At 54.3% G+C, this 26,705-nt stretch carries 23 protein-coding genes; 21 read left to right on the plus strand and 2 right to left on the minus strand.

Annotated features, from left to right (window positions below):
* Positions 1-54 precede the first annotated feature (54 nt).
* The 6 genes from AC222A_RS00190 (at position 55) to putA (ending at position 7,034) form a co-directional block, all read left to right on the plus strand.
* Positions 55-477: an Hsp20/alpha crystallin family protein gene (locus AC222A_RS00190; protein ID WP_372748322.1), complete on the plus strand. Its 423-nt coding sequence runs from the start codon at positions 55-57 to the stop codon at positions 475-477.
* Between the two features lie 40 nt (positions 478-517).
* A complete protein-coding gene (locus tag AC222A_RS00195) occupies positions 518-784 on the plus strand; it encodes a hypothetical protein (protein WP_372748323.1) in 267 nt (88 codons plus the stop codon).
* 9 nt (positions 785-793) lie between these two features.
* On the plus strand, positions 794-1,243 hold the full coding sequence (locus AC222A_RS00200; RefSeq protein WP_372748324.1) for an OsmC family protein: 450 nt from the start codon (positions 794-796) through the stop codon (positions 1,241-1,243).
* A complete protein-coding gene (locus AC222A_RS00205) occupies positions 1,240-1,689 on the plus strand; it encodes a universal stress protein (protein ID WP_372748325.1) in 450 nt (149 codons plus the stop codon). The genes AC222A_RS00200 and AC222A_RS00205 overlap by 4 nt, the downstream gene beginning before the upstream one ends.
* A 151-nt stretch (positions 1,690-1,840) precedes the next feature.
* Positions 1,841-3,214 (plus strand): MFS transporter, encoded by a 1,374-nt coding sequence (locus AC222A_RS00210; protein WP_372758369.1) that lies wholly within the window; start codon positions 1,841-1,843, stop codon positions 3,212-3,214.
* Positions 3,215-3,290: 76 nt separating this feature from the next.
* Entirely contained in the window at positions 3,291-7,034 is a 3,744-nt protein-coding gene (gene putA / locus AC222A_RS00215) for a bifunctional proline dehydrogenase/L-glutamate gamma-semialdehyde dehydrogenase PutA (RefSeq protein WP_486774533.1), read from the plus strand.
* Positions 7,035-7,118: 84 nt separating this feature from the next.
* Here putA and AC222A_RS00220 read toward each other — a convergent pair whose 3' ends face one another.
* Complete coding sequence (locus tag AC222A_RS00220; RefSeq protein ID WP_372798718.1) at positions 7,119-8,426, minus strand: MFS transporter; 1,308 nt, start codon at positions 8,424-8,426, stop codon at positions 7,119-7,121.
* A gap of 152 nt (positions 8,427-8,578) precedes the next feature.
* On the opposite strand from AC222A_RS00220, the gene cyoA reads away from it, so the two are divergent.
* From cyoA to AC222A_RS00275, 11 genes are all read left to right on the plus strand, one after another.
* Positions 8,579-9,532: a ubiquinol oxidase subunit II gene (gene cyoA / locus AC222A_RS00225; protein WP_372758380.1), complete on the plus strand. Its 954-nt coding sequence runs from the start codon at positions 8,579-8,581 to the stop codon at positions 9,530-9,532.
* A gap of 86 nt (positions 9,533-9,618) precedes the next feature.
* On the plus strand, positions 9,619-11,628 hold the full coding sequence (gene cyoB, locus AC222A_RS00230; protein ID WP_372809265.1) for a cytochrome o ubiquinol oxidase subunit I: 2,010 nt from the start codon (positions 9,619-9,621) through the stop codon (positions 11,626-11,628).
* Positions 11,628-12,257, plus strand: coding sequence for a cytochrome o ubiquinol oxidase subunit III (gene cyoC, locus AC222A_RS00235; RefSeq protein WP_372748147.1), 630 nt, complete (start codon positions 11,628-11,630; stop codon positions 12,255-12,257). Before cyoB ends, cyoC begins: the two co-directional genes overlap by 1 nt.
* The gene (gene cyoD / locus AC222A_RS00240; RefSeq protein WP_372748148.1) at positions 12,254-12,619 is read left to right on the plus strand and encodes a cytochrome o ubiquinol oxidase subunit IV; all 366 of its coding nucleotides are present in this window, start codon (positions 12,254-12,256) and stop codon (positions 12,617-12,619) included. Before cyoC ends, cyoD begins: the two co-directional genes overlap by 4 nt.
* A 2-nt stretch (positions 12,620-12,621) precedes the next feature.
* Entirely contained in the window at positions 12,622-13,371 is a 750-nt protein-coding gene (locus AC222A_RS00245) for an SURF1 family protein (RefSeq protein ID WP_486774534.1), read from the plus strand.
* A 40-nt stretch (positions 13,372-13,411) separates the two neighbouring features.
* On the plus strand, positions 13,412-14,743 hold the full coding sequence (locus tag AC222A_RS00250; RefSeq protein ID WP_372763735.1) for an ATP-binding protein: 1,332 nt from the start codon (positions 13,412-13,414) through the stop codon (positions 14,741-14,743).
* A gap of 4 nt (positions 14,744-14,747) precedes the next feature.
* The gene (locus AC222A_RS00255) at positions 14,748-15,302 is read left to right on the plus strand and encodes a response regulator transcription factor (protein WP_372748151.1); all 555 of its coding nucleotides are present in this window, start codon (positions 14,748-14,750) and stop codon (positions 15,300-15,302) included.
* Between the two features lie 309 nt (positions 15,303-15,611).
* On the plus strand, positions 15,612-17,420 hold the full coding sequence (edd, locus tag AC222A_RS00260; protein WP_372748152.1) for a phosphogluconate dehydratase: 1,809 nt from the start codon (positions 15,612-15,614) through the stop codon (positions 17,418-17,420).
* On the plus strand, positions 17,421-18,932 hold the full coding sequence (zwf, locus tag AC222A_RS00265; RefSeq protein WP_372758383.1) for a glucose-6-phosphate dehydrogenase: 1,512 nt from the start codon (positions 17,421-17,423) through the stop codon (positions 18,930-18,932).
* Complete coding sequence (pgl, locus tag AC222A_RS00270; protein WP_372748534.1) at positions 18,929-19,651, plus strand: 6-phosphogluconolactonase; 723 nt, start codon at positions 18,929-18,931, stop codon at positions 19,649-19,651. The genes zwf and pgl overlap by 4 nt, the downstream gene beginning before the upstream one ends.
* 44 nt (positions 19,652-19,695) lie before the next feature.
* Entirely contained in the window at positions 19,696-20,322 is a 627-nt protein-coding gene (locus AC222A_RS00275) for a bifunctional 4-hydroxy-2-oxoglutarate aldolase/2-dehydro-3-deoxy-phosphogluconate aldolase (protein WP_372748533.1), read from the plus strand.
* Here the strand turns inward: AC222A_RS00275 and AC222A_RS00280 are convergent, their stop codons facing one another.
* The gene (locus AC222A_RS00280) at positions 20,323-21,162 is read right to left on the minus strand and encodes an SIS domain-containing protein (protein ID WP_372748532.1); all 840 of its coding nucleotides are present in this window, start codon (positions 21,160-21,162) and stop codon (positions 20,323-20,325) included.
* Between the two features lie 151 nt (positions 21,163-21,313).
* Here AC222A_RS00280 and glk point away from each other — a divergent pair, with 151 nt between their 5' ends.
* From glk to AC222A_RS00300, 4 genes are all read left to right on the plus strand, one after another.
* Positions 21,314-22,315, plus strand: coding sequence for a glucokinase (glk, locus tag AC222A_RS00285; RefSeq protein ID WP_372763736.1), 1,002 nt, complete (start codon positions 21,314-21,316; stop codon positions 22,313-22,315).
* A 61-nt stretch (positions 22,316-22,376) separates the two neighbouring features.
* Entirely contained in the window at positions 22,377-24,002 is a 1,626-nt protein-coding gene (pgi, locus tag AC222A_RS00290; protein WP_372748530.1) for a glucose-6-phosphate isomerase, read from the plus strand.
* A 75-nt stretch (positions 24,003-24,077) separates the two neighbouring features.
* Positions 24,078-25,037 carry an alpha/beta hydrolase gene (locus AC222A_RS00295; protein ID WP_372748529.1) on the plus strand — a complete coding sequence of 320 codons (960 nt, stop codon included), beginning with the start codon at positions 24,078-24,080 and terminating at the stop codon, positions 25,035-25,037.
* A 145-nt stretch (positions 25,038-25,182) separates the two neighbouring features.
* On the plus strand, positions 25,183-26,637 hold the full coding sequence (locus AC222A_RS00300; protein ID WP_372748528.1) for a flavin-containing monooxygenase: 1,455 nt from the start codon (positions 25,183-25,185) through the stop codon (positions 26,635-26,637).
* Positions 26,638-26,705: the final 68 nt, after the last annotated feature.

Raw genomic sequence — 26,705 nt, forward strand, 5'->3', positions numbered from 1 at the left:
TAGTTTGGATGGTAAGCCATGCAGGCAAATGGACAGATGATAGGAGGCGTTATCATGCATCTTATACCGCGAGATTCTTTAAATAATATTTTTGACCATGTCTTTTCCGGACTGCGACATGACGATGACGCAGAACGAAACGGTTTTTTCTCCCCTTCAGTCGATATCGAAGAGAGGGACGGCAAATACGTGCTGACGGCTGACCTGCCCGGTGTTAGTAAGGAAGATATTTCAGTTGAACTAGACGATGGAATCCTGACATTGCGAGCGGAGCGCCATGAGGAAAGCGAAGAGAAGGAAAAGGGACGAGTTATTCGTCGCGAACGTCGTAGCGGCAGCTATGCGCGTAGCTTTTCGGTTGGTCACGGTGTGTCTGGCAAGGACATCACGGCTTCCTTTAAAAATGGGACGCTGACATTAAGCTTGCCAAAGCCACAGCCGGCAGCCCCTAGCAGTCACCGTATACAGGTTCAATGACACAAGCCCGGCACCAAGGGCATTTTCAGGAGTGAAATTTATGGACAGTAGCAAAAATACCCAAGAAGACTGGTTGCAGAATATCAAAACCGAAAGGGATGAAATTCGAGTGCGCATGCATCTCGCTGCCGCCGACCTTCATGACGAATGGGAAGAATTGGAAAAGCGCTGGGAGCACCTTAAAAGTAAGTCGCGGGACGTGGGAGAGGCCGCTAGTGAAAGTGCGGAGGATGTGGGTGTAGCACTTGAACTACTGGCAGAAGAGTTGAAGGCTGGCTATCGCCGAATTCGACAGCGGATGCATTGAGCATCTGCCATGGTTCAATTGCCTCAGGATTATTCTGTTGCTGCTTCGGCGCTGAACACCGGTTTGGTGGTCACCCAATGTGGAGCCAAGTCGAACCTGATTGTTGAACCCCCGCCTGCCTTTGGCGGTTCCGGCAATGCTTGGTCGCCGGAAGAGCTGTTGCTGGCGGCATTGGCGGATTGTTACATCCTTACCTTTCGTGACGTTGCCGCTCGGAAAGGTTTTGTCTGGAGACAAATAGCCTGTCGTGCAGAGGGGGTGCTGGATCGCGTGGGCTCGGGGGTTGGCTTTGCCGCTTTTAACATGGATTGCGTACTTCAGATTGATGAAAGTGTCAGTAAGGTCGACGCAGAGTCCCTTTTACGTAAGACCGCTAAAAGTTGCTTCGTATCCAGAGCATTGGCCGTAGAGCCCAGCCTGAGTACTTCTGTAGAAATTTTGTCGGGAGATGCGGTATGAAAGGTTACTCGAATATTCTCGTGGCCGTAGATTTGTCAGATGAAGCTGAGCAGGTGCTAGAGGAAGCCGCTGCTCTAGCTGCGCGGTACCAGGCCGAAATTAGCGTGATACATGTAGCTCATGCACTCACTTTTTACGGCGATTTTCCTTATTATGCGAGCCCGCTGGATAGCGAGCTCTATAATCAGGAAGAGATTCGCAAGATACTATTTAAAGAGCTCGATAAACTGGCTGAGCCCTTTGATATCACGCGCGGATCGATCGATGTGCGTTTTGGTTACCCCCCAGACGAGATTGTGGCCAAGGCTAAACATGATCATGCGGATCTCATTGTGGTTGGTAGCCACGGTCGCCACGGTATCCGCTTGCTGCTGGGGTCAACGGCAAACAGCGTGCTACATCATGCGGAATGTAATGTGCTAGCCGTACGAATAGTAGAGTCATAAGCATCTGATATAACGCTACAGAAGGCAGTGTGCGGCTTGCATCGCAAGATTGCCGCCAGATGAATTAGCGGCACAAGAAATTGTTTTGCGGGCTATTGCACACTTGGCGTGCGGCTATGTCATCATTGCCGCCATGCATAATGAAAAAATAGTGAATAGCTGGCAAGACCTTTTCTCTGAGGGGCGCCTGTCGCGCTTGTTGTTTCTGGGTATGGCTGTGTGGACCGGCGCGGCAGACAGTTTAGTCACAGCCACCATCATGCCCAGTGTTGCTCGCGAACTGGGCGGGGAGGGCCTCTTTAGTTGGGGGGTGGCGGGTTTCATGCTCGGTGCGTTGCTGGCCAGTGCAAGCGCTGGCCGCTTGAGTGAGACGTTAGGACTGCGTATCGCAAATGGTGTTGCTGGCGTGCTGCTTTTATGCGGTTGCTTGATGAGTGCAATGGCCAGCGATATCTATGCATTTATCGTGGGGCGGGTGGTACAGGGGATTGGCGGCGGTTGGTTGTCGGGCTTTGCGATGGTGGCTGTGGCTTTTCTCTTTCCAGAGCGTCATGTAGCCAGGGTATTCGCTTTGGCGACATCGATCTGGGGCATTGCGACGATTGTCAGCCCGCTACTAGGCGGCCTGCTCGCTCAGGCCGGAGACTGGCGCTGGGTATTCTGGTTGTTCTCGGTGCAGTCGGTGCTACTTATCGTGTTATCACTGTGGCTGCTTGACGACACCGCGCGTAGCAAATCTGCAGCGGCGGTAAATTGGGTTCAGTTGACGTTGCTCTGTTCGTGCCTGTTGTTAATGGGGCTGGCTAGTAACAGTGATTCTACTTCTGAGTCGATTGCGTGTCTGCTGTTATCCCTGACGCTGCTCGTAGGCTACCTTTGGCGTGAGAACCGCATTGATAACGGTTTGCTGCCGCAGGGGGTAGTTGCGCGAGGTTCTGCTGTGGGCGCGGGTTACTGTGCCATGTTTTTACTCACCACAGCATTAACGTGCTATTTGGTGTACGCACCGCCATTGCTGCAATCGCGTTTCGGTTTAACGCCGCTCCATGCGGGTTATCTGGTGGCTATACCCTCAATGAGCTGGACGCTGGCGGGCTTGCTGGTGTCCAACTTTCAGGCGCAGCGCATTCGCAACGCGAGTATTCGCCTAGGTGGACTTTGCGTCGCACTGGGCACGGCCCTACTGGCCATGACGCTGAGTCGGGGAGGTCTGGTGAGTATTGGTGCCAGCGCAATTGTGCTCGGATTGGGGTTTGGCTTGTCGTCCAGTCTTCTCAATCGACAAGTTCTGGCAAGTTTGGGCGATTCAGACCGGGCGATAGGGTCGTCGGCGCTTACAGCGGTTCGTCAGATGGGTAATGCCATGGGCGCCGCCTTGTTCGGCGTTTTTGCCGTACTTGTTGGCTTTTCAAGTCAGATCAATGCAAGTGACGCAGCACACGTGGGTTTTGCGTTATTTGCTCTGGCTATGCCCTTGTCGATAATGGGGATGTTTGCTTGTTGGCGGGCGGTCGCTACCCACTGATGATCGCAGCCAGCGGCTGATTTACCGTGCTATTCGCGGTACGGTAGAGTCAAGGGAGACGGATAGGCACTCGGCTATGCGCGATGAGTTTGTTCTGACGCACGGAGAATGGCTTCACGCCAGCGAGCGCACTCGTGCTACGTCGCCCGATCTGTCCGGGCGCTACCTTGCCGATGATAGAACTTGCCTGCAGACACTTTTACCTGAGGCGACCTTCGAATCTGCAACTGCTGAGCGAGTAGCCGATTACGCGGCGCGCCTGATTACCGCTATTCGTCGCGATCAGCAACATCGAGCAGGGGTCGATGCCTTGTTGCAGGAATATTCCCTGTCGTCTGACGAGGGAGTCGTGTTGATGTGCTTGGCAGAAGCCTTGCTGCGCGTACCTGATGACCTCACTGCCGATCGCCTAATCGCTGACAAAATTCTCGCGGGTAACTGGTCAGCGCATGTCGGGCCTCATCATATAGGGCATCGTCATTCACTGTTTGTTAATGCGTCAGCTTGGGGGCTGCTCATTAGCGGACAGCTGGTGCGGTTCGGTCAGGAGCATCATGACCACCTGCTATCAGTACTCAGGCGAACCGTCAAACGCCTAGGGCAGCCGGTCATTCGCGAAGCAGCGCGCTATGCGATGCGTTTGATGGGCGACGCTTTCGTGATGGGGCAGACAATCGATACCGCGCTGTCACGTGGGATTCCGCAGGAGGCGCAGGGATACTCCTTTTCCTACGATATGCTTGGCGAAGGCGCTCGCACCGCCGCTGATACAGAGCGTTATCTAGCCAATTACCGCAATGCCATTGAGGCCATTGGTCGGCATTCTCGTGACTCAGCTTCGAGATCTCTTGAGTCGATGTCGCGTGCCGGAATTTCAGTCAAGTTATCTGCGTTGCATCCTCGCTATGAGGTTGCACAGCGAAGTCGCGTACTGACGGAATTGGTGCCTCGCCTGTTGTCGGTGGTGCTATTAGCTCGGAACAATAACCTGACACTCACGCTAGATGCCGAAGAGGCAGCTCGTCTAGAGCTGTCGCTGGAAGTTTTTGCTGCCGTTTTTTCGGAGCCGGCATTGAAGGGATGGGATGGTTTTGGTCTCGCAGTTCAGGCTTATCAGAAGCGGGCTCCTGATGTTATTGCGTGGTTACAGGCTTTGGCTCAGACGATGGGACGGCGCATTCCCGTAAGGCTGGTTAAGGGCGCATATTGGGATGCCGAAATCAAACTGGCTCAGACCCAGGGCTTGGCGGATTACCCAGTCTATACCCGCAAAGCCGCAACTGACGTTGCGTATCTCGCCTGTGCGAAACGTCTGTTAGCCGGCAGAGCGTGGTTTTTTCCACAATTTGCAACCCACAATGCCCACAGCGTGGCCGCAATTCTTGAAATGGATGAGCAGCGTACCGGCTTTGAATTTCAGCGCTTGCACGGCATGGGTGAAGCGCTCTACGGGCAGTTGTTGGCGGACACGGGGCTGGCTTGCCGGATATATGCCCCAGTGGGGAAGCATGCGGATTTACTTGCCTATCTGGTGCGGCGTTTGTTGGAAAATGGCGCCAATACGTCCTTTGTGAATCAGGTTCTTGACGCTCGTCGTTCAGTGTCTTCGCTGATTGGCGATCCAAGAGCAGCACTCCAGGTACAGCGATTGTGGCATAACCCGGCGATACCGCGTCCCCCGGAGCTATTTGCTACTGCTGTTACCGGCCAAGCTAACTATCTGACCGGGCCGAGAGCCACACCGCCAGCGCGGCAAGACTATCGTACTAACGCCGCCGGATTTTGTTGGAGCGACAGTAACTGGTTGCGGCGATTGCGTGATGAAATGCAGCAGTGCTGGCGGGCGCGGTTGGACAGTCTGGAAGTTGGTGCTGTCAGTGTGTTCAACCCGGCAAGGAAAGCCGAACTCGTCGGTCGACTCGACTACGACAGTGTTGAATCAATGGGCGATAAGCTGGCGGCGGCGCACCAGGCGTTTGATGCATGGCGAGAAACGACGGCGCATGAGCGGGCGGATATTCTGCGGCGGTTGGCCGATTCAATGGAAAGCCACCGGGAAGAATTCATGTTGCTGTGTGTAAAAGAAGCGGGAAAAACCCTGCCGGACAGTCTCGCAGAAATACGTGAGGCCGTGGATTTCTGTCGCTTCTATGCGCAGCAGATTGACTCCGAATGCAGTGTGCAAATAGGTTCACCGCGCGGCGTGGTGCTGTGTATCAGTCCTTGGAACTTTCCCTTGGCCATTTTTGTTGGGCAGGTTGTAGCGGCCTTGGCAGCGGGCAACTGTGTGTTGGCCAAGCCAGCTGAGCAAACTAGTCTGACTGCAGTGCGGGCGGTGCAATTGATGTACGAGAGTGGCCTACCAACGCATGTGGTTGAAATTGTTCTCGGGCCAGGGCGAGCCGTGGGTGAAGTGCTGATCGACGATCAGAGAATTCAGGCGGTTTCGTTTACGGGCTCTGTGGCAACAGCGCGGTGGCTGTCAAGAGCATTGGCTGATCGCTGCGATGCACCGGTTGCGTTTACAGCAGAAACTGGCGGTGTGAACGCGATGGTGGTCGACTCTACAGCATTGCCTGAACAGGTAGTGGACGATGTGATCCGCTCTGGATTTCGCAGCGCCGGGCAGCGCTGTTCAGCACTGCGCGTGTTGTTTCTGCAGGAGGAAACCGCGCCTGCTATTATCGCCATGCTTAAAGGTGCAATGGACGAACTGTGTGTCGGCGACCCTTGTTTACTGGCAACCGACGTAGGGCCGGTAATTGACGAACGGGCGCTGCAGCGTTTGCAGACGCACCTGAAATATCTTGATGGCTGCGGACGTTTACTGCACCGCTGCGAACAGCTGTCAGAGACGCAGGACGGCACGTTCTTTGCGCCGCATTTGTATGAAATTGACACGCTGTCTACTCTACCGGAAGAAGTATTCGGCCCCATCGTACATGTCATACGGTATCGCGCGGATCAGCTCGATCAGGTGGTTGATCAGATTAATGCCAGTGGCTATGGGTTGACCCTGGGTATCCACAGTCGGGTGCAGAGCACCGTCGATATTATTGCGAGCCGGGTGCAGGTGGGCAATGTGTATGTAAACCGGGACATGGTCGGCGCGGTTGTTGGAGTGCAACCCTTTGGTGGCAGGCGGTACTCGGGTACCGGCCCGAAAGTGGGCGGACCGAACAGCCTTAAGCGATTAGTAAGTGCTGGATCTCCTGTTGCCTCAACGGAGAAGTTGACGTCAAAGACTTACCCATTTATCACGTGTCTGCACGGTTTTATTAGCGAGAGTACACAGCGTCGCTTGACGGAAATCGCCACGGTCTACGAACGAGACTACGCCGAACCCCAAAACCTGCCGGGGCCTACCGGTGAGTCCAACCGTCTCCTTTACGAACCACGTGGACACCTGCTGGGTGTTTACACTCAGGGCGATGCCATTGACGACTGCCTTGCTGCCGTCTTTAGTGCGTTGTTGATGGGTAATCGAGTGTCTCTGAAATGTCCGGCTGCCTGGTACGGTGTTTTAACGCGCTGCATCGAGACCGTGCCTGAACGATTTGTCCTGCTGGAAAAGAGTGACGGTAACAATTCACTTTCAGATGGTGATATTCAGGGAGTTTTTACTGCGTGTACAAGTATTGAGCGGCAAGGTATTGCACGCCTGTTGGCGCAGCGCGAAGGTGTGCCTGTGCCGTTGATTGCAGAACAGCCTTGTGGGTATTCGTTGTATGCCTACGCTTGGGAAAAGGTGGTGACGATCAATACTACAGCGGCGGGGGGCAATGCCGCGCTGATGACCTTAGGGAGCAGCGCGGTTTAAGCAGGTGACTTGTTGTGTATTTTACTATCAGGCGATTTGCCTTTACGTATCATGTAAGTGCCAGAGTCGGACGATAAAGCCAGGTCAGGCATTTCGTTCAATCTGACGATTGATATACAACGCCAGTAGCGTACATAGAGCACCAGACAATACGTAGAGGCTAACGGCGGTAAGCCCAAATTTAACCGATAGGCCAAGTGCAATCAGTGGCGCAAAGGCGGCGCCGAACAGCCAGGCAAAATCTGAAGTAAGAGCTGCACCGGAGTAACGAAATCTTCTAGCGAAGTTGGTGGTCACGGTTCCCTGCGACTGGCCATAGGAAACACCTAGCAGGGCAAAACCAATAAGAATAAAGGCATTCTGCATGCTCGCTGAGCCATTCATCAGCATCGGTGAAAACAGTGCAAAGATCCCGATCAAGACAGCCATCACACCAACAGTGGTGCGTTTACCAACGCGACTGGCGATGATGCCGGAAAAAATCGTGGCAATAATGCCAATTACTGCGCCGAATATCTGAATTTGAAGCACGTCATCGATAACCTGCGACTGATTGAATGAAATCCAGGACAGCGGAAAAATTGTGACAATGTGGAACAAGGCGTAGCTTGCGAGTGCGGCGAAAGCACCGAGGAAAATGTTTGGTCCTTCCTTGTCTAGCATCTCGCGGGTGCTGATGGGTTCCAGTGCGCTCTCTTCGAGCGCAAAGGTGTATTCTTCGGTCAACACCAGACGCAGACGGGCAAACAGGGCGACCACATTGATAGCGAAGGCGACGAAGAATGGATAGCGCCAGGCCCACGCTTGAAAGTCTTCAGGGCTCACGCTGAGAATTAGGTACAAGAACAGCATGTTTGCCAGCAGAAAGCCGATGGGTGCGCCGAGTTGGCCAAACATGGTGTACCAATTGCGTTTGGCTTTGGGAGCATTCAATGCGAGCAGGGTGGGTAGACCGTCCCAGGAACCTCCGAGGGCAAAGCCTTGCAAAATGCGGAACATGGCGAGCAGAAAAATGGCTGTGCCGCCGATGCTGTGATAGCCAGGAAGAAAGGCAACACCGACCGTTGCCGTACCGAGCAAGAATAGCGACGCGGTAAGTTTAACGCTGCGTCCCCAGCGTCTCTGTATGCTCATGAACAGCGCAGTGCCGAAGGGACGCGATACGAATGCCATGGCGAAAATGGCAAAGCCATAAAGCATACCGTTGAGGTTGTCGGTGAACGGAAAGAACACCTGCGGAAAAACCAGAACGCATGCAATACCGAAAACGAAGAAATCGAAGTGCTCAGATGCGCGACCAATAATGACGCCCACGGCGATTTCCGCCGGGGCAACCGGAGAGTGTCCGGCGGGAGTTTGCATGTCGGCTTCAGTATGTGTAGTAGTGGCCATGATTAGGCGAATTTCCGATCAAGTAATTCAGGACAAGCACAGATTACCGGTTTTGATCTGCGCCAACCATAGGACAAATTGTCCAATTCTTTCGTTCTGACAAATCGCGTAGAGTTTCCGACCGTTTTCACTAGCTGGATATACGTGTGGCGATGTCTGTTTCCAGATGCTTGATTCAAGCCCTGTTTTTGGTGGCCTTTTCGGTGTTTCTCACCGGGTGTAACTGGGTTGTCATGTCCCCTTCTGGCGACATTGCGGCCCAGCAGGCAGACCTGATCGTATGGGCAACCATCCTTATGTTGATCATTGTGATACCGGTGATCGCGCTCACTTTCTTCTTTGCCTGGCGCTATCGAGCTTCTAATACCAAGGCTACCTATAAGCCTGACTGGGATCACTCCACTCATCTTGAACTGGTCATTTGGGCCGCACCGCTGGCGATTATTATCGCCCTTGGTGCCATGACCTGGGTGAGTACGCATCAGCTGGACCCCTATCGTCCACTGTCGCGCATTGATGAGGGAAAGCCGATTCCGGAGGGCGTCGAGCCGCTGGAAGTGCAGGTGGTTGCTATGGATTGGAAGTGGTTGTTCTTTTACCCGGAGTACGATATCGCTGTGGTCAATGAATTGGCTGCACCATTGGATCGGCCGATCAAGTTCAAAATTACCGCAACCACCATGATGAATTCATTCTATATTCCCGCGCTGGCTGGCCAGATTTATGCGATGGGCGGAATGGAAACCAAACTGCACGCGGTCATAAACGAACCCGGCGTTTTTGACGGTTTTTCGGCTAACTATTCTGGTGCCGGTTTCAATGGTATGCGGTTTAAATTCCATGGAATGACCGAGGCGGATTTCGACGCCTGGCGGGACAAAGTCAAGCGTGAAGGCCAACCTATGACACGGCCGATCTACAAGCAGCTGGCGCTGCCGAGCGAGTATGAGCCAGTGCGCTACTACCGTACTGTGATGCCCGGTTTGTACGACAAAATTCTGAATCGGTGTGTGGAACCCGGCACGCTTTGTATGAAGGACATGATGAAGAGTCATACACAGCACGCCGCTCATAAGCTCGATGCAGGAGAGCATTATGCGCATTGATTCGGTCTTCAGTAATTTTCCTGTAACCCTAGCTGTTATCCAGCTTTCCGATTCACCCGTAGAGCGCATGCGCGCCGGTAGTTCTCATGTCTGAACAGTTCGACCTAACCAAGTTGATTTTTGGCCGACTCAGTCTGGAGTCCATTCCGTATCACGATCCCATTATCATCGCGACCTTTCTGATGGTGGCGGTAGGTGGCATAGCGCTGTTGGTCGCTGTTACGCGGGCCAAGTTATGGGGTTACCTGTGGCGGGAATGGTTTACCAGTATCGATCACAAGCGCATCGGGGTTATGTATATGATCCTGGGTGTGGTAATGATGCTGCGCGGTTTTGCCGATGCCATCATGATGCGTATTCAGCAGGCGATCGCGTTTGGTGATTCGATGGGTTATCTACCGCCGGATCATTATGATCAGATTTTTACCGCCCACGGCGTCATCATGATCTTCTTTGTGGCGATGCCATTTGTTGTCGGGCTGATGAACTACATTGTGCCACTGCAGATTGGAGCGCGCGATGTCGCCTTTCCGTTTCTGAATAACTTCAGTTTTTGGATGACGGCGTCAGGTGCAGTTCTAATCATGATGTCACTGTTTGTGGGGGAGTTTGCCAAATCTGGCTGGCTCGCCTATCCGCCACTTACCGGAATAATGCAAAGCCCGGGCGTGGGGGTAGACTATTATATATGGGCGCTTCAGATTGCCGGCGTGGGTACGCTGCTATCTGGCGTCAACTTTGTGGTGACGATTGTCAAAATGCGGGCGCCGGGGATGAGCTTGATGAAAATGCCCATTTTCACCTGGACCGCACTGTGTACTAACATTCTGATCGTGGCGGCGTTCCCGATCTTGACTGCGGTGCTTACGCTGCTGTCGCTCGATCGCTATCTTGATATGAATTTCTTCACCAACGATCTTGGCGGCAATGCCATGATGTACGTTAATCTGATCTGGATCTGGGGTCACCCGGAAGTGTACATCCTGATCCTGCCGCTGTTTGGTGTGTTTTCTGAAATTGTGGCTACCTACAGCGGCAAGCGTCTGTTTGGATACTCGTCGATGGTATACGCCACTGTGGTTATCACCATACTGTCTTATCTGGTATGGCTGCACCACTTCTTCACCATGGGCTCAGGCGCTACCGTTAACAGTTTCTTCGGCATCACCACCATGATTATCTCGATACCCACCGGTGCCAAGGTATTTAACTGGCTATTTACTATGTACCGCGGTCGCATTCGTTTTGATGTGCCGATGTTGTGGACGGTCGGCTTTATGGTGACCTTTGTCATTGGCGGCATGACGGGTGTGTTACTCGCTGTGCCACCGGCTGATTTTGTGCTGCACAATAGTTTGTTCCTTATTGCACACTTTCATAATGTCATAATCGGCGGTGTACTGTTTGGCGTTTTTGCCGCTATTGCATACTGGTACCCGAAAATGACCGGTTACAAGCTGGATGAGTTCTGGGGCAAGATGTCGTTCTGGTTCTGGCTGGTTGGTTTCTATTTGGCCTTCATGCCGCTGTATGTGCTGGGCTTGATGGGGGTAACCCGTCGCATGAGTCACTTTGATGACCCCTCGTTGCAGATCTGGTTCCAGATTGCACTGTTGGGTGCCATATTGATCGGTATTGGTATTTTCTGCTTCCTGTTCCAGTTCTACGCCAGCTACCGCAAGCGCGACCAATTGCGCGACGAGACCGGCGATCCGTGGGACGGGCGAACGCTTGAGTGGTCCACGACGTCGCCGCCGCCGAAATATAACTTTGCGTTTACCCCGCGAGTTCATGACAACGATGCCTGGTGGCAAATGAAAAGCCATGATTATCAGCACCCCAAAGACGGCTTTGTTCCCATTCACATGCCGAAGAACACGGCAGCGGGTATTGTAATTGCCGGTATCAGCACCGTGTTGGGCTTTGCCTTGATCTGGCACATGTGGCTCATTGCCGGGTTGTCGTTTGTTGGCCTGATTGGCGCAACCGTTGCGCACACCTTTAACTATAAGCGTGACTATTACATTCCCGCGGAAGAGGTGGCGCTGGTGGAAGCGCAGCGAAGCAATGATTCTGGAAGCGAGGTACTGGCCTGATGTCTCACTCTGCAACCATGAATGCCGGAGAAACCGGCAAGCTGGAATTCCTGGTGCCCGGCGAGCATCACGTACCCAATGGCACGCTGCTTGGGTTCTGGATGTATTTGATGAGCGACTGCCTCATCTTTGCCGCTCTGTTTGCCACCTATGGTGTATTGAGCCAGAGCTTTGCCGGCGGTCCTACCGGCGGTGATCTATTTGATCTACAGCTGGTGGCACTAAATACCGCGTTCCTGTTGTTTTCATCGATTACCTATGGCTTTGCGATGCTGCAAATGCAGCAGAACAAGAAGATGGGCACGCTGGTCTGGTTGGCAATAACCGGTTTGCTAGGTGCAGCCTTTCTTGGGGTTGAGCTCTATGAGTTCTATCATATGATTCACCAGGGGGCGGGGCCGCAGCGCAGTGCCTTCCTCTCGTCCTTCTTTACGCTGGTGGGTACCCATGGCTTGCACGTTACCTTCGGTCTGATTTGGCTGATAACCTTGCTGGTTCAGGTAAACAAGCACGGCCTTATTGCGGCTAACCGACGGCGATTGTTTTGTCTCTCCATGTTCTGGCATTTTCTTGATGTGATCTGGATTGGCGTTTTCACCTTCGTATATCTGATGGGGTCGATGACATGAGCGAGCATTCCCTACACGACACAAATCATCACGATCACCACGAAGAAGAGGCACCGCACGCGTCTTTCAGTGGCTATATGATCGGTTTCCTGGCCTCTGTTTTTCTTACGGCCATTCCTTTTGTATTGGTGATGGGTGACGTCTTTTCATCTGATGGCGTGACCTCCTTAATCATTTTGGCATTTGCTGCCGTTCAGATCGTGGTTCACATGGTCTATTTTCTGCATATGAATTTTCATTCGGAAGGGGGCTGGAATATGCTCTCCTTGCTGTTTACGGCCGTGTTGCTATTTATCACCCTGTTCGGATCGTTGTGGGTCATGTACAACATGAATGTAAACATGATGCCCGGCATGATGTAAGCATGGTTGCCGAGCAGGGCATCCAGCGTCGGCGCCTGGGCTGGCAGCTTGTCGTGTTGTTCGTGGCGATCGTTGCGTTTGTCGGCTTTATTGCGTTGGGTAACTGGCAGTTAGAGCGGCGTGCCTGGAAACAGGATTTGATGGCGCGCGTCGCTGAGCGAGTTAACGCGTCGCCAGTTGCAGCACCGTTACCCAGTGAGTGGCAGGCGATTAGCCGTGAGCGGGATGAGTACCGCGCTGTCAGGGTCAAAGGCGAGTTTATTGACGCGGCGGATACACCAGTAGTGGCCGCGACCGAGCTGGGTAGCGGCTACTGGATCATGTCTCCCCTGCGTACCCGGTCCCGCGGAACTATTCTGGTGAATCGCGGATTTGTGGCGCAAGGGGGCGAGCCGGCGCCAGTTCCTGCAGGGCCAGTAGAGGTAACCGGACTGTTACGGCTAAGTGAGCCCGGCGGCAGTTTTCTGCGCGACAATGTGCCAGCGGACAATCGCTGGTATTCCAGAGATGTCGGCGCCATCGGCAGTGCACTCAATCTTTCTCTTGCGCCTTATTTTATCGACGCGGCAGCACAGCAGCCCGGCTCGCCAGGCCTCGGTCAGAGTGCTGAAGGCCCGGTCGGCGGCCTGACAGTTGTGCGGTTCCATAATTCACACCTGGTGTATGCGCTGACCTGGTACGCTCTGGCGCTGATGGTCGTAATTGCCGGTGTCATCGTCGTGCGAGAGCAGCGGAAACTGCGCCAAAGCTAAGGCGCGCGTATACTGGGCTTTTTCTGCACGAGACCGGCGTATGATTCCCACACCCGCCAAGCTGCGCATCAGCCTGCAGCAGCCCCGCCACCTGATTGTTAGCAACAGTGACAGCGATACCCTGAGCAAGCACATGCGTCAGCTGGTGCAGCTGCGCTGGATGGCGGTGCTCGGACAGTTGCTGACTATTCTTGTGACCCATTTCAGCTTTGGTGTTGAGCTGCCGCTGCAGAAAATGTTTGGTGTGCTAGCGGCATTGGTGGTGTTTAACGGGCTGTACGAGATTAGCCTGCGCCTCGGACGTCGCATTCATGCGCTCGAAATTTTTGTCGGGCTGCTGGTGGATATGGGCACGCTTACCTTTCAGCTCCATCTCAGCGGCGGTGCTACCAACCCCTTTGTTTTTCTTTACGTACTGCAGGTGGGGCTGGCGGCGGTGTTGATGGCTGCGCCGCTGGCCTGGGCGTTGTTGGCTATTTCGACTCTCTGTTTTTTGTGGTTGGCCGAAACGGCCCATTCGCTGAATTTGCCCTTGGACTATCACTTGGGTATCGAAAGCTTCTACGTGCAGGGCATGTTTATCTGTTTGGTGCTCAATGCCGCGCTGCTGGTAATTTTTGTAAACCGGATTACCCGTACCCAGCGGGATCGGGATGCGCGGCTGGCTGAGTTGCGACGTCGTGCGGCGGAAGAGGAGCATATTCTGCGCATGGGCTTGCTGGCATCGGGCGCGGCTCATGAGCTGGGAACGCCGCTGGCAACAATCGACGTCATTCTTGGTGATTGGAAGCATATGGATGCTCTTAGCGCCGATCCTGATCTTGTGGCCGATATGGAAGAAATGAAGGCTCAGGTTCGGCGTTGCAAGGCGATTGTTAGCGGTATTTTGATGTCGGCGGGGGAAACGCGCGGTGAGTCATCCGAGGAGACTACGGTCTGTGAGTTTTTCGAGGATCTGATCAAAGACTGGCAAAACACGCGTAAAAGCCAGGAGCTGCATTTTGAGAACCGTTTCGGTGAAGATGTGGATATTGCGTCGGACTCGGTGTTGAAGCAAACCGTCTGCAACCTGCTGGACAATGCCTTGGAAGCGTCGCCGATGTGGGTAGGGCTGGAAGTGGCTCGCGACGGTGATATGTTGGTGGTGCGTGTTTTTGATCGCGGGCCGGGTTTTTCCAGCAAGGTTTACAATCGACTCGGTCAGCCGTATCAGTCGACCAAAGGGCGGCCCGGAAGTGGTCTCGGCCTGTTTCTGGTGTTTAATGTTACCCGTACACTCGGGGGTGAGGTTCAGGCTCGCAATCTCGCTGAGGGCGGGGCTGAGGTTGTGCTCAAGCTACCGCTGGATGCTCTGTTGTTGAAGGAGGATTGAAACCATGTCTGATGTCGGTAACGAAGACGAACAGCGCACATTGTTGTTGGTGGAAGACGATGAGGCCTTCGCCCGTACGCTGCGCCGCTCGTTCGAGCGGCGCGGGTATGCCGTGCTCAATGCTTCCAGCCTGGAAACCACCGAAGCGGTATTGGCAGAGCATTCTCCGGGCTATGCTGTGGTCGACCTTAAACTTGATGGTGAAGCGTCGGGACTTGCCTGTGTGCAAGCCTTGCATACGCATGACCCGGATATGTTGATAGTGGTGCTCACCGGATACGCCAGTATTGCCACGGCAGTGGAGGCGGTAAAACTGGGTGCCTGCCACTACCTGGCCAAGCCGTCCAATACCGATGATATTGAAGCGGCCTTCAACCAAGCCGAGGGCAACACCGAGGTTAAAATCAGTGGTCGCCAGACCTCCATCAAAACGCTGGAGTGGGAGCGGATTCACCAGACGCTGGCGGAGACTGACTTCAATATATCTGAAGCAGCGCGGCGGCTGGGAATGCATCGGCGAACCCTGGCGAGAAAGCTGGCCAAGCAGCAGGTGAAATAGCAGATTGTCTCGCTGCAATTACTGCGGCGCACAAGAGTGGGCATGGTGCGCTGGGCGGGGCAAGGCAGTTCTCGTACTCAGTCGCCCATTGTATCGCCCGGGGTATCGCGCACTCGGCACCTTCTCCGCGTTTGCAGCTATGCTAAGAAATGACGGGCTCGTTTTTGTGAAATCAGGCTTTCCAGTTAAATTATTTAATTAAGTTAAATAATTGTATTGATGTAAACGTTTTAATCTGGATAATTAGTAATGGTGCTAAATATTGGGGCCTGAGTGTCTCATCACTTTTCCACGGCCAAAGGTAATAGCGTGATCCAAGCCGATATCCAGCGCGTCACCGAGCGCATCATTGAACGCAGTCGCGATACCAGACGCGATTATCTGGCGAAAATCCGGCGTGCGCATCGTCCCGGCGTGTCTCGCACGCAGCTGTCGTGTGGTAATCTCGCGCACGGCTTTGCCGCCTCCGATCCCCATGATAAGGCGGCATTGGCGGTAGACCGGGCAGCCAACTTTGCGATTGTTTCCGCCTACAACGATATGCTGTCGGCGCATCAGCCTTTTCAGGATTATCCGGCCCAGATCAAACAGGCTGCCAGAGAGCTGGGGGCAGTCGCGCAGTTTGCGGGTGGCGTGCCTGCCATGTGCGATGGGGTGACCCAGGGCCGCGAAGGAATGGAATTGTCCCTGTTCAGTCGTGACACCATTGCCATGGGTGCGGCGGTGGCGCTGTCTCACGATATGTTCGACGGCGTGCTGTGCCTTGGCGTGTGTGACAAGATCGTGCCCGGTTTGGCCATCGCTGCCCTGTCCTTCGGTCACTTGCCTTGTGTGTTTGTTCCAGCCGGGCCAATGGAGTCTGGTCTGCCCAATGCGGAGAAAGGTCGAATTCGCCAGCTGTATGCTGAGGGTAAGGTGGGGCGAGATGAGCTATTGGAGGCGGAAAGTCAGTCTTACCACAGCGCTGGTACCTGTACGTTTTACGGTACGGCCAACAGCAACCAAATGCTGATGGAAATTCTTGGAATGCAGCTTCCCGGTAGCTCCTTTGTGAACCCCGGCACACCACTGCGACTGGCGCTGACCCGGGCAGCCGTGACCCATCTCAATCAGTTGTCGCCACTGTCGCCGGACTTTATGCCACTGGGGGAAATGATCGATGAAAAAAGCATCGTCAATGCGATTGTCGGCTTGTTGGCAACCGGTGGCTCAACCAATCACACCATTCATTTGGTGGCTATAGCACGTGCGGCGGGCGTGTTGATTGACTGGCAGGACATGGCGGAGCTCTCTGAAGTTGTGCCCCTGTTGTGCCGAATCTATCCCAATGGATTGGCCGATGTGAATCACTTTCACGCCGCAGGCGGGATGGCCCTGCTAATTCGCGAATTACTGGACAATGGCCTGCTGCATGAGGACGTATCAACCATTGCTGGCAAGGGTTTGCGTCACTATTGCGATGAGCCCTTTCTGGACAAAGACGGTGAGGTTCAATGGCGCTCCGGTCCCTTGGCAAGTCTGGATAGCGAGATCATTTCAAGCTGCTCGGCGCCTTTCAGTCGCGAAGGAGGACTGCGTTTGATGCAGGGAAACTTGGGGCGATCAGTCATCAAAACCTCCGCGGTCAAACCTGAGTATCGGGTGTTGCGTGCGCCGGCCGTTATCTTTGACGACCAGAATGAAGTTAAAGCGCGTTTCGATGCCGGGGAACTCGATAGGGATTTTATCGCCGTTGTACGCTTTCAGGGGCCGAAAGCTAACGGCATGCCTGAGCTGCACAAGCTGACGCCGGTGCTGGGTGTATTGCAAGACCGCGGGTATAAAGTTGCACTAGTGACAGACGGGAGAATGTCAGGCGCATCTGGAAAGGTGCCAGCGGCAATTCACCTGACACCCGAAGCGCTGGACGGTGGCCCGATTGCCAGTCTGCGCGATGGTGACATGATTGAACTTGATGCCGAACAGGGAATATTGAAAGTAATGGACGACGCAGCGCTGGCGCGACCGCCAGCTGACTACGCCGGCGGGCACGAACAGGGTATGGGTAGAGAACTGTTCGCCAGTTTTCGACGAGTGGTCAGCAGTGCTGAATCGGGCGCATCGGTTCTGGGGGTATAGGTGACAACACAGACAACAGACAATCGGCAAAGTGTGTCCGCCGAACCCTTTGATATCGTCATATTTGGTGGCGCAGGCGACCTCGCATTTCGAAAAATTCTACCGGCACTTTATCGTACGTACTGTGAGGGAAAGTTACCGGAGGGCTCGCGGCTTTTCATTTGCTGCCGTGGCGACCGCGATCCGAATGCCTATCTTGAGCAGGCGGATGTGGCTTTGCAGGAATACCTGTCGCCGGGCGAATACAGTAAAGCCGGGTTCAAAACATTTTGCGACTATGTTCAAGTCGTGGAGTTGGATATCGCCACGTCAGATCAGCGCTGGCAGGTGATGGCTGAAAAGCTTAACAACGAAGCGGATCGCGTGCGAGTTTACTATCTGGCAATCCCTCCGACCATCTTCGGTATCTGCTGTCATCACCTCCACGATTATGGGCTGGTTAACCGCCATAGCAGGGTGGTGGTAGAAAAACCATTGGGTTACGACGCAGCCAGCGCCACTGCCATAAATAATGAGATCGCGCGCTATTTTGACGAAGCGGCCATCTACCGTATTGACCATTATCTCGGTAAAGAAACCGTGCAGAACCTGATGGCGCTGCGCTTTACCAATGTGATATTTGAGCATCTTTGGGATGCGAAAACGATCGATCACGTGCAGATCAGTATTTCCGAAACAGTCGGCCTTGAAGGGCGGGCGGGATTTTATAATGAGGCCGGTGCGTTGCGGGATATGGTGCAAAATCATTTGCTGCAACTGCTGTGTCTGGTGGCAATGGAATCGCCTCACAAAATGAATGCCAGCAGTATTCGGGCGGAAAAAGTCAAAGTACTTGAAGCGCTGCGCCCTATGCGTGATGAGGATGTGATGCGACATACCGTGCGCGGGCAATATGTGGCTGGCAACCAGAAAGGCAAGCTTGTTCCAGGCTATCTGGAAGAGCTGGGAGAGGCCGGCAGTAATACGGAAACCTTTGTTGCGTTACGCGCCTATATTGATAATTGGCGATGGTCGCGGGTACCGTTCTACCTGCGCACCGGCAAGCGCATGAAGCAGCGCAGCGCTGAAATTGTCATCCAGTACAAAGAAGTTTCCCATCGCGTTTACGGCGCTGATACGGGGCCTTTGCTCCCCAATCGTTTGATTATACGTCTGCAACCTGAAGAGAGTATTCAGCTGTCGATGATGTCCAAGGACCTTGATACGCTGGACATGAATTTGAAGCCAGTCACCCTCAATCTTAACTTTTCGGAGGCTTATAAAGGCTTTAAGAGTGATGCCTACAAGCGTCTGATTCTCGACGCGGTTGCGGCCAATCCCAGCCTGTTTATCCATCGTGACGAGGTAGATCACGCCTGGGCCTGGATTGACCCGATCATTGAAGCCTGGCAGCGATCTGACGATACGCCTCACCTATACCGCGCCGGTAGTTGGGGGCCTCCCGAGTCGGATGAGTTGCTGGCCGAGGATGGCTTCAGCTGGTTCAACGCCGGCGAGTATCAGGCACCGTGATTAACGACAGATCTTTCCCCGATCGAGCCAGCCTGGAGAAGGCATTGGCCGAGGATATCGTTCGGATTCTCTCCCACGCTATCGAAATGCGTGGTACGGCCGTATTTCTGGTGTCCGGCGGCAGCAGTCCTCGGGGGGTGTACAACGTGTTGTCGCAGGCAGATATCGACTGGTCCAGAGTTTACGTGGCACTGGTGGACGAGCGCTGGGTGTCATCAGATCACGAAGCGAGTAATGAGATGTTTATTCGCAAAAACCTGCTGACGGGCGCGGCAGCAAAGGCTCATCTGGTGGGAATGAAAACGTCTGCCGCAGATGTACATGAGGGCCTTGCCGAGTGTGAGCAGCGCTACGCGGCGCTTCCTGCGCGGCCAGACGTCTGCCTGCTGGGTATGGGAAGCGACGGTCATACCGCATCGCTTTTCCCGCATGCCACCGGTCTGGAGGAGGCGATCGCGTTGCCTGTCAGTCAGGCATCGCAGGTGAAGCCTCCGCGCTGCGCTGCGATAGACGCCATTCCCAGTGCAGTGACCGGCCCGTATACCCAGCGGATGACAGTAACTCTGGACTATCTGTCCAGCGCGCGGAAGCGTCTGTTGCTTATTACAGGTGCCGAAAAACGTTCAGTATATGAGATGGCGCGAGCCGGCGTTGATATCAGTGATATGCCGGTACGCGCCTTGTTTGGCTTTCCACTTGATGTGTTTTGGGCACCATGATGCTGTTGGCCGAAGCAGTTTACTTGCACAGGATATAAGACCCCATGCTGGATCTGGATTCCATTATGTCGCGTTGCCCGGTTATTCCGGTCATCGTTATTGAACAGCCGGAGCATGCCGTGCCGCTCGCCACAGCCCTGTATCGTGGTGGCCTTACTGTTTTGGAGATAACGCTGAGAACCGAACACGGACTCGGCGCTATTCGCGCCGTTAGAGCGGCGTTGCCCGATGCGATTGTGGGGGCGGGTACGGTGGTGAGTCGGGAGGATGTGGTGCAAGCTCGGGATGCGGGTTCGCAATTTCTGGTTAGCCCCGGTTGCACCCCTGATCTACTGGCTACGGCCCGTGAAGTTGGAGTGCCGCTTTTGCCAGGTGTTAACACCCCCAGCGAAGCCATGCTGCTGTTGGAGCAGGGCCTGCGCCATCTCAAATTTTTCCCGGCGGAAGCTGCAGGTGGTGTGGCAATGCTCAAATCGCTGTCCGGCCCCCTGCCGCAACTGCGGTTTTGTCCTACCGGCGGCATCAGTCCGGCTAATGCCGCACATTACCTATCTTTACCTAATGTGTTATGTGTTGGCGGCACCTGGATGCTGGAGAAACAGTTGATCGCGAGTGCTGACTGGATTGGCATTGAAGCGCTGGCTCGGGATGCGGCAGCACTGACTGTTTGATCAGAGTTTGGTCACATCGAGGCTGTGTTTTATCTTTTGCAGCTGCTCTTCAGCCGCCGAGCCTTTACTGAGCGCCAACCCGGTCGCAAGAATGTCGATTATCGACAGAATAACGATGCGCGTCGTCATGGGTACATAGATGGTAGTATCTTCGAGTTCGTCGCCTGAAGTGATGACTACATCGGCCTGCTCGGCAAGCGGCGACCGGGGGCTGGTTATCGCCAGTACCTTAGCACCGCTGGCTTTTGCCAGTTCCGCAATGTCAATCATCGCTCGTGTGCGGCCGGTAAACGAAAAGGTAAGAAAACAGTCCTGTGCAGAAGCTCCGGCAGCCGCCATACGCAACATAAGGTGGTCGTTGTAGGCGATGCTGGGTATACCGAGGCGGAATAGTTTGTGTTGTGCATCCTGGGCGATAGCGGCTGCGCCGCCCATACCGGCGATCACAATTTGACGCGCTTGCGCCAGATGCGTGACAGCGGCTTCCACGGTGGCGCTGTCGATATGCGTGCGTAAGTACTCCAACGCCGCTTGATTTGCGCTGATGCGCTTTTCGATAATCGTGGCAGTCGAGTCGTCACGATTGACGGCCTCAGTTATAAAGCTTGCTCGCTGAGCGAGGCTTTTTGCCAGCTGAACTTTGAACTCGGGAAAACTATTGCAGCCCAGGCTGCGGCAGAAACGCGATACCATCGGATCGCTGACGCCGGCGCGACGGGCAAGTTCAGCGGTTGCCATGTTCACGGTTTCTTCGGGAGATGCGAGAATGGCATCCGCGAGTCGGGCCTCGGCTTTGCTCAGGGTATCGCGTTGGGCTTTTAACTGGCTCAGTACACTCATGGCATCATTCGTCGGTTTTGGGGCAGGGTTGAAACAAGGTGTAATAAAATTAATCCGGATCTGGCAACTCTTCAATCTTATGGTTTTTTCTGTAATTTAGCGAGAAGCCGGTGCGATGCACTAACAATTGGTGGACAGGAGTAAAGCGCAGGTGGCTGCGGCAGAAAATCAGACCGTTCAGGTGGTTGCAGATATTGGTGGAACCAATGCGCGCTTTGCCTGTGTGCGTTCAGGTGACAGAGTGACGGGTTCGGAGGATATTCAGGCCGTTAAAAAATTCGCCTGTGCCAACTATCCGCATTTTGAGGAGGCCGTGCGCAGTTATCTGGCGTGGGGTGAGGCGCATGGGCATCTCGCTCGCGTAGAGAGAATCTGTCTGGCGGTGGCCGGTCCGGTGGGGCAGGACTGGATCGACCTGCCTAATAATCATTGGGCGTTTAGTGTGCGTGCCCTTGAGCAATCGCTCGGGCTACCGGTTACTGTCATCAATGATTTTAGTGCGCAAATACTCAGCATTCAGGCATTGGGCGCTGACGATCTCTTGTGGCTGGGCAATGCGCGCCCAGTCGCTAACGCCAGCGGTGTAACAGCGGTGGTTGGGGCCGGCACAGGCTTGGGAGTATCTGCGCTGACTTCGGGGGGCGAGATTCTGCCCTCGGAGGGCGGGCATGTGAGCTTTGCGCCGGTAAATGCGCATCAGGCGGCTATCCTGGAACAGCTGTGGCAACGCTACGAGAGGGTCTCGGTTGAACGGTTGCTGTCAGGTATGGGCCTTGCCAACCTTTACTGGGCTAACGCTTGCCTAGAGGGGGCTGAAAAAACATTGAGTGCGCCGGAAATTACCGCGGGTGCGCGTACAGGTGATGCGCTGTGCAAACGCACAATAGAGGATTTTTGCGCTATTCTGGGGGGTGTTGCCGGGGATGCTGCGTTGATGATTGGCGCTTACGATGGCGTATATCTTTCCGGCGGCATTTTGCCTCAAATGCTGGATCTGGTGGATACTGACCTTATCCGTCGTTCATTTGACCACAAGGGGCGCTTCAGCGACCTGTGTGCAGCGATTCCCCTCGCGATCATTACCGCTGCTGAGCCGGGGTTGATTGGCTGTGCTCAGGCCTTACGACTGTCGTGCGCCACCGCGCCGTCATGATCGTGTGAGCAACTGAGAACTCACATCTATAACCAATAATGACCTAGAACAGGGTGACAGGATGAGCGGTTTTACTGCGGGCGAGGGAGTAATCTGGCAACAATTGGTTGAGGCTCAGCGGCGGCTGGCGCCTGTGCACATGCGTGATCAGTTTTCACAGGACGAAAAGCGCTTCTCGCGCTATTCCCTGCAAGTGGATCAGTTGTTTCTCGACTATTCCCGAAACCGGCTTGACGATACTGCGTTGGCGTTGCTGATTGAACTTGCATCGCAGGCTGGCATTGCTGAACGGCGTGACGCAATGTTTGCCGGTGACGCAATTAATGCCACGGAAGGGCGTGCGGTTTTGCACACGGCACTGCGCGCCACAGCCGATCAGCGTATTGAGGTTGCCGGGCGCAATGTGGTGCCTGATGTTTACCACGAGTTGGAGCGGATGGCCGCGTTTGTCGAGGCGGTACGTTCCGGCAAGCACCGAGGTGCAACCGGTGCGGCAATCAAGCATGTTGTGAATATTGGAATCGGTGGTTCTGACCTGGGGCCGGCGATGGTGGCCGACGCACTGAAGCCCTACGCCAGTGATGGCCCGGCTGTGCATTTTGTATCCAATGTTGATCCGGCTCAGATCCATGACACGCTGGCACAGCTAGATCCGCAGGCAACCCTGATTGTAGTGGTTTCCAAAACCTTTACTACGCAGGAAACCATGGCCAATGCGGCGGTAGCCCAGCGTTGGCTTGAACAGAGTGTCGGTGAGAATATTCAGTCGCATCTGGTCGCGGTAACCACTAAGGCCGAGGTTGCACGCGAGCACGGATTTGCTGATGAAAGCACCTTTCTGTTCTGGGATTGGGTTGGTGGTCGTTATTCGCTCTGGTCCAGCGTCGGCGTGTCCATAGCGCTGGCTATCGGCATGCCGCGTTTTCGCGAGCTGCTTGCGGGTGCGCAGGCAATGGATGAACATTTCCGAACCGCGCCGCTCGAGCAGAATATGCCAGTGGTACTTGCGATGCTCGGGGTTTGGTATCGCAATTTTTGGGGGGCGGCAACGCATGCGGTGTTGCCCTATAGTCAGCGTTTGCACCGGCTGCCAGCTTACCTTCAGCAACTGGATATGGAAAGCAACGGCAAACGCGTTCGCCTTGATGGCCAGCCTGTTGCCTGCGCCACCGGACCTGTGATCTGGGGCGAGCCGGGTACCAACGGGCAGCACGCGTTTTATCAGCTGCTGCATCAGGGTAGCGATCTCGTTCCCTGCGATATCCTGTTTGCCCGGGAAAGCGATACCGGTGATGCGCAGGGACACCGTATGCTGATAGCCAATGCCATTGCGCAGGGTGAGGCACTGATGCGAGGCAAAGAGTCGGCGCAGTTACGTGTTGAATTGCGCGATGCCGGCATGACTGATGCGCAGGTGGAACAGTTATTCCCACACCGGAGTTTTCCCGGCAATAAACCAAGCAATACCCTGGTGTTTGACTCGTTAAGTCCAAGAGCGCTGGGGAATATTATCGCGCTATATGAACACAAAGTGTTCTGTCAGGGCGTTATCTGGGGGATTAATTCCTTTGATCAGTGGGGTGTCGAGCTGGGCAAGCAGCTGGCAAAGGGGGTGCTGGCCAGTCTGACAGGCAGTGCACAGCCACCATCGCAAGATAGTTTGCTGGGGTGGGTATTGCGCGACTAGCGACCATTTGGTTCTGTGCCTAAAACTGCTAGAGTCGTAGTTTTGTTGCAATCATAAAAATCAGGCAGCGCTACCATGAAAATTGAAAAACATCAGCTCGATCCGGAACTGCAGCGATACTATCGGCCCACCATGAGTATAGCGTGGCTGATCAGTCGAGAATGGGGAATAAAGCTGATGCGCAAGGCAGAGCGCTTTTCCCGTGGTAAAGAGATAAAAGGACTGGTCAACGACGAGCGATACATCCCAAGTACGCACGGTGGCCCGGATATCAGGGTGCGTATTTACAAACCGGAGAATGCATCAGCAGATCAGCCATTGCCGATACTGCTTTATATTCACGGTGGTGGCTACGTACTGGGATGCCCTGAGCTGTTTGGCATGTTGATTGAACGTTTTATTAAGGCTCGCCCGTGCATCGTGGTGGCGCCTGATTACCGCAAAGCGCACGATGCGCCATTTCCAGCCGGTTTTGATGATTGCTACGACACTTTGTTGTGGGCGCGTGATCATGCAGCGGAGCTGGGTGCGCGCAGCGATAAATTTATGATTGGCGGCCACAGTGCCGGTGGCGGTATGACAGCCGCTCTTACTTGGAAAGCGCGCGACACAAAAGACGTTGATGTTGCTTTTCAGATGCCGATTTATCCGATGATTGATGATCGCCACCAGACGGAATCCGGTCAGCACATGCTTGCGCCGCTGTGGGGTACGCCGAATAATAAACTCGCTTGGAGTCTTTACCTAAAGGGGCGACAGGCAACGGATGGCTCGGTGCCAGACTACGCAGCACCAGCGCGAAATCAGGACTATACCGATTTTCCGCCTACCATTACTTTTGTCGGTGATCTGGAGCCTTTCCGGGATGAAACCATAGCCTACGCGGATGCGTTGAAGGGCGCGGGGGTACCCGTCAAGTTTGAGTTATTCACGGGCTGTTTCCACGGCTTTGATGGTATGAAATCTGCCATTTCCACGCGCGCATTGGACTTCACCTTTGACTCCTTTGCCGAGTATTACGACACCTATCTCTAGCGGAGATACTTGGATCACACGTTGGCGCCTGCTGCAAACTATCAGGCGCTGCGGCATGCTACCATCCGCAGCACTAGCGTATGATGCTCAGTTAAATGCATTGGTTATTGCATTCGGTAGAAAATAAAAATTGGTGGGAGCAGTAATGTCAGAGCAGGCGGAACACGATGTAGTGATTATTGGTACCGGATTTTCCGGGCTTGCCATGGCCATTGCGTTGCAGCAGGCGGGTATTAGTCGTTTTACACTGCTGGAGAAGGCAGACGAAGTTGGCGGCACCTGGCGCGAGAATACCTACCCAGGCGCTGAGTGTGATATTCCTTCTGCACTGTATAGCTATTCGTTTGAACATAATGCGCAGTGGGAATACAAGTGGTCGGAGCAGCCGCAGATTCTGGGCTACCTTAAGCATACCGCGAGCAAATACGACCTCTATAAGCATATCCAGTTTCAACAAGAAGTTGCATCTACCCATTACGATGAGGCGCAGCGCATTTGGCAGATCGAAACTGTGCAGGGCAAGCGTTTGCGTACTCGCTTTCTGGTGTCGGCGGTGGGACAGCTGCATCGTCCCTTTATTCCGGACATTGCCGGCCTGGATGATTTCGGAGGGCCGCAATTTCATTCCGCGCGCTGGCGTCATGATGTTAGCTTGAAAGACAAGCGGGTGGCGGTGATTGGCAATGCCGCCAGTGCATTACAGTTTATTCCGGAGATTGCGTCGCAGGCTAAGCAACTCACGGTCTTTCAGCGGTCTGCCAATTGGGTCATGCCCAAATTCGATCGCCCGTACAAGCCGTGGGAACAATGGTTGGCAGATCGCGTTCCGCTTGTGGCGAGACTGTATCGTTTTCGCTTATGGGCGCGTAACGAGTGGCTGGTTTATCCAATGCTCACGGGAAACCGATTAATACAGGCTTGGTTTCGCTGGACCCACATGCGCTACCTTCGGCGAACGGTGAAAGATCCGGAGCTGCAGGCCAAGCTGACTCCGGATTATCCGGTTGGTGCCAAGCGGGTATTGTTTTCCGATGACTATTTTGAAGCGCTGGCGCGGGACAACGTGGATGTTGTGACAGAACCCATCGCTAAGGTCGTTGAACGCGGTGTGGTCACGGCTGACGGTTTGCGCCACGATGCCGACGTGCTTATTTTTGGTACCGGGTTCCGAACCAACCCCTTTCTGGCGCCGATGGAAATCTTTGGCGCTGGCGGAAAATCGCTGCGTGATCATTGGCAAGGTGGCGCGCATGCTTATCTGGGTGTCTGTACGGCCGGCTTTCCAAACTTCTTCATGATGTATGGCCCTAATACCAACTTGGGGCATAACTCGATTGTGTTGATGGCAGAGGCGCAAGCCAAGTATATCTGTTCGTGTATCAAGCGTATGAGTGGTTCAGGGGCTCTAGAAGTGAAGGCTGATGTAGAGCGTGCCTACAATGATGAATTGCAGCGCAGGCTGCAGGGTATGGTCTGGAATTCGCTTGATGCCAGCTGGTACAAAGATGGCGGGCGAGTAACCAATAATTGGGCCGGGACGACTTGGGAGTATATGCGACGCCTGCGCAACGTACGCTGGGAAGATTTTGTGGTGAAATAATAACCAATCCCGGCGGTGGCTTCGCCGCCGGATTGGTTTGTCTGTATACAGAAGACGGTCGCGCAGCG

Source organism: Litorivivens sp., from assembly GCF_057445395.1.

What these genes read in the sequence shown, in the direction of transcription:
- pgi (WP_372748530.1), top strand. Translation starts at nt 22,377, where the DNA reads ATGAGCGGTTTTACTGCGGGCGAGGGAGTAATCTGGCAACAATTGGTT.
- AC222A_RS00205 (WP_372748325.1), top strand. Translation starts at nt 1,240, where the DNA reads ATGAAAGGTTACTCGAATATTCTCGTGGCCGTAGATTTGTCAGATGAA.
- cyoC (WP_372748147.1), top strand. Translation starts at nt 11,628, where the DNA reads ATGTCTCACTCTGCAACCATGAATGCCGGAGAAACCGGCAAGCTGGAA.
- putA (WP_486774533.1), top strand. Translation starts at nt 3,291, where the DNA reads ATGCGCGATGAGTTTGTTCTGACGCACGGAGAATGGCTTCACGCCAGC.
- cyoD (WP_372748148.1), top strand. Translation starts at nt 12,254, where the DNA reads ATGAGCGAGCATTCCCTACACGACACAAATCATCACGATCACCACGAA.
- AC222A_RS00250 (WP_372763735.1), top strand. Translation starts at nt 13,412, where the DNA reads ATGATTCCCACACCCGCCAAGCTGCGCATCAGCCTGCAGCAGCCCCGC.
- AC222A_RS00255 (WP_372748151.1), top strand. Translation starts at nt 14,748, where the DNA reads ATGTCTGATGTCGGTAACGAAGACGAACAGCGCACATTGTTGTTGGTG.
- AC222A_RS00295 (WP_372748529.1), top strand. Translation starts at nt 24,078, where the DNA reads ATGAAAATTGAAAAACATCAGCTCGATCCGGAACTGCAGCGATACTAT.
- AC222A_RS00245 (WP_486774534.1), top strand. Translation starts at nt 12,622, where the DNA reads ATGGTTGCCGAGCAGGGCATCCAGCGTCGGCGCCTGGGCTGGCAGCTT.
- AC222A_RS00275 (WP_372748533.1), top strand. Translation starts at nt 19,696, where the DNA reads ATGCTGGATCTGGATTCCATTATGTCGCGTTGCCCGGTTATTCCGGTC.
- AC222A_RS00220 (WP_372798718.1), bottom strand. Translation starts at nt 8,426, where the DNA reads ATGGCCACTACTACACATACTGAAGCCGACATGCAAACTCCCGCCGGA.
- AC222A_RS00280 (WP_372748532.1), bottom strand. Translation starts at nt 21,162, where the DNA reads ATGAGTGTACTGAGCCAGTTAAAAGCCCAACGCGATACCCTGAGCAAA.
- AC222A_RS00190 (WP_372748322.1), top strand. Translation starts at nt 55, where the DNA reads ATGCATCTTATACCGCGAGATTCTTTAAATAATATTTTTGACCATGTC.
- AC222A_RS00300 (WP_372748528.1), top strand. Translation starts at nt 25,183, where the DNA reads ATGTCAGAGCAGGCGGAACACGATGTAGTGATTATTGGTACCGGATTT.
- AC222A_RS00200 (WP_372748324.1), top strand. Translation starts at nt 794, where the DNA reads ATGGTTCAATTGCCTCAGGATTATTCTGTTGCTGCTTCGGCGCTGAAC.
- cyoB (WP_372809265.1), top strand. Translation starts at nt 9,619, where the DNA reads ATGTCTGAACAGTTCGACCTAACCAAGTTGATTTTTGGCCGACTCAGT.
- AC222A_RS00195 (WP_372748323.1), top strand. Translation starts at nt 518, where the DNA reads ATGGACAGTAGCAAAAATACCCAAGAAGACTGGTTGCAGAATATCAAA.
- cyoA (WP_372758380.1), top strand. Translation starts at nt 8,579, where the DNA reads ATGTCTGTTTCCAGATGCTTGATTCAAGCCCTGTTTTTGGTGGCCTTT.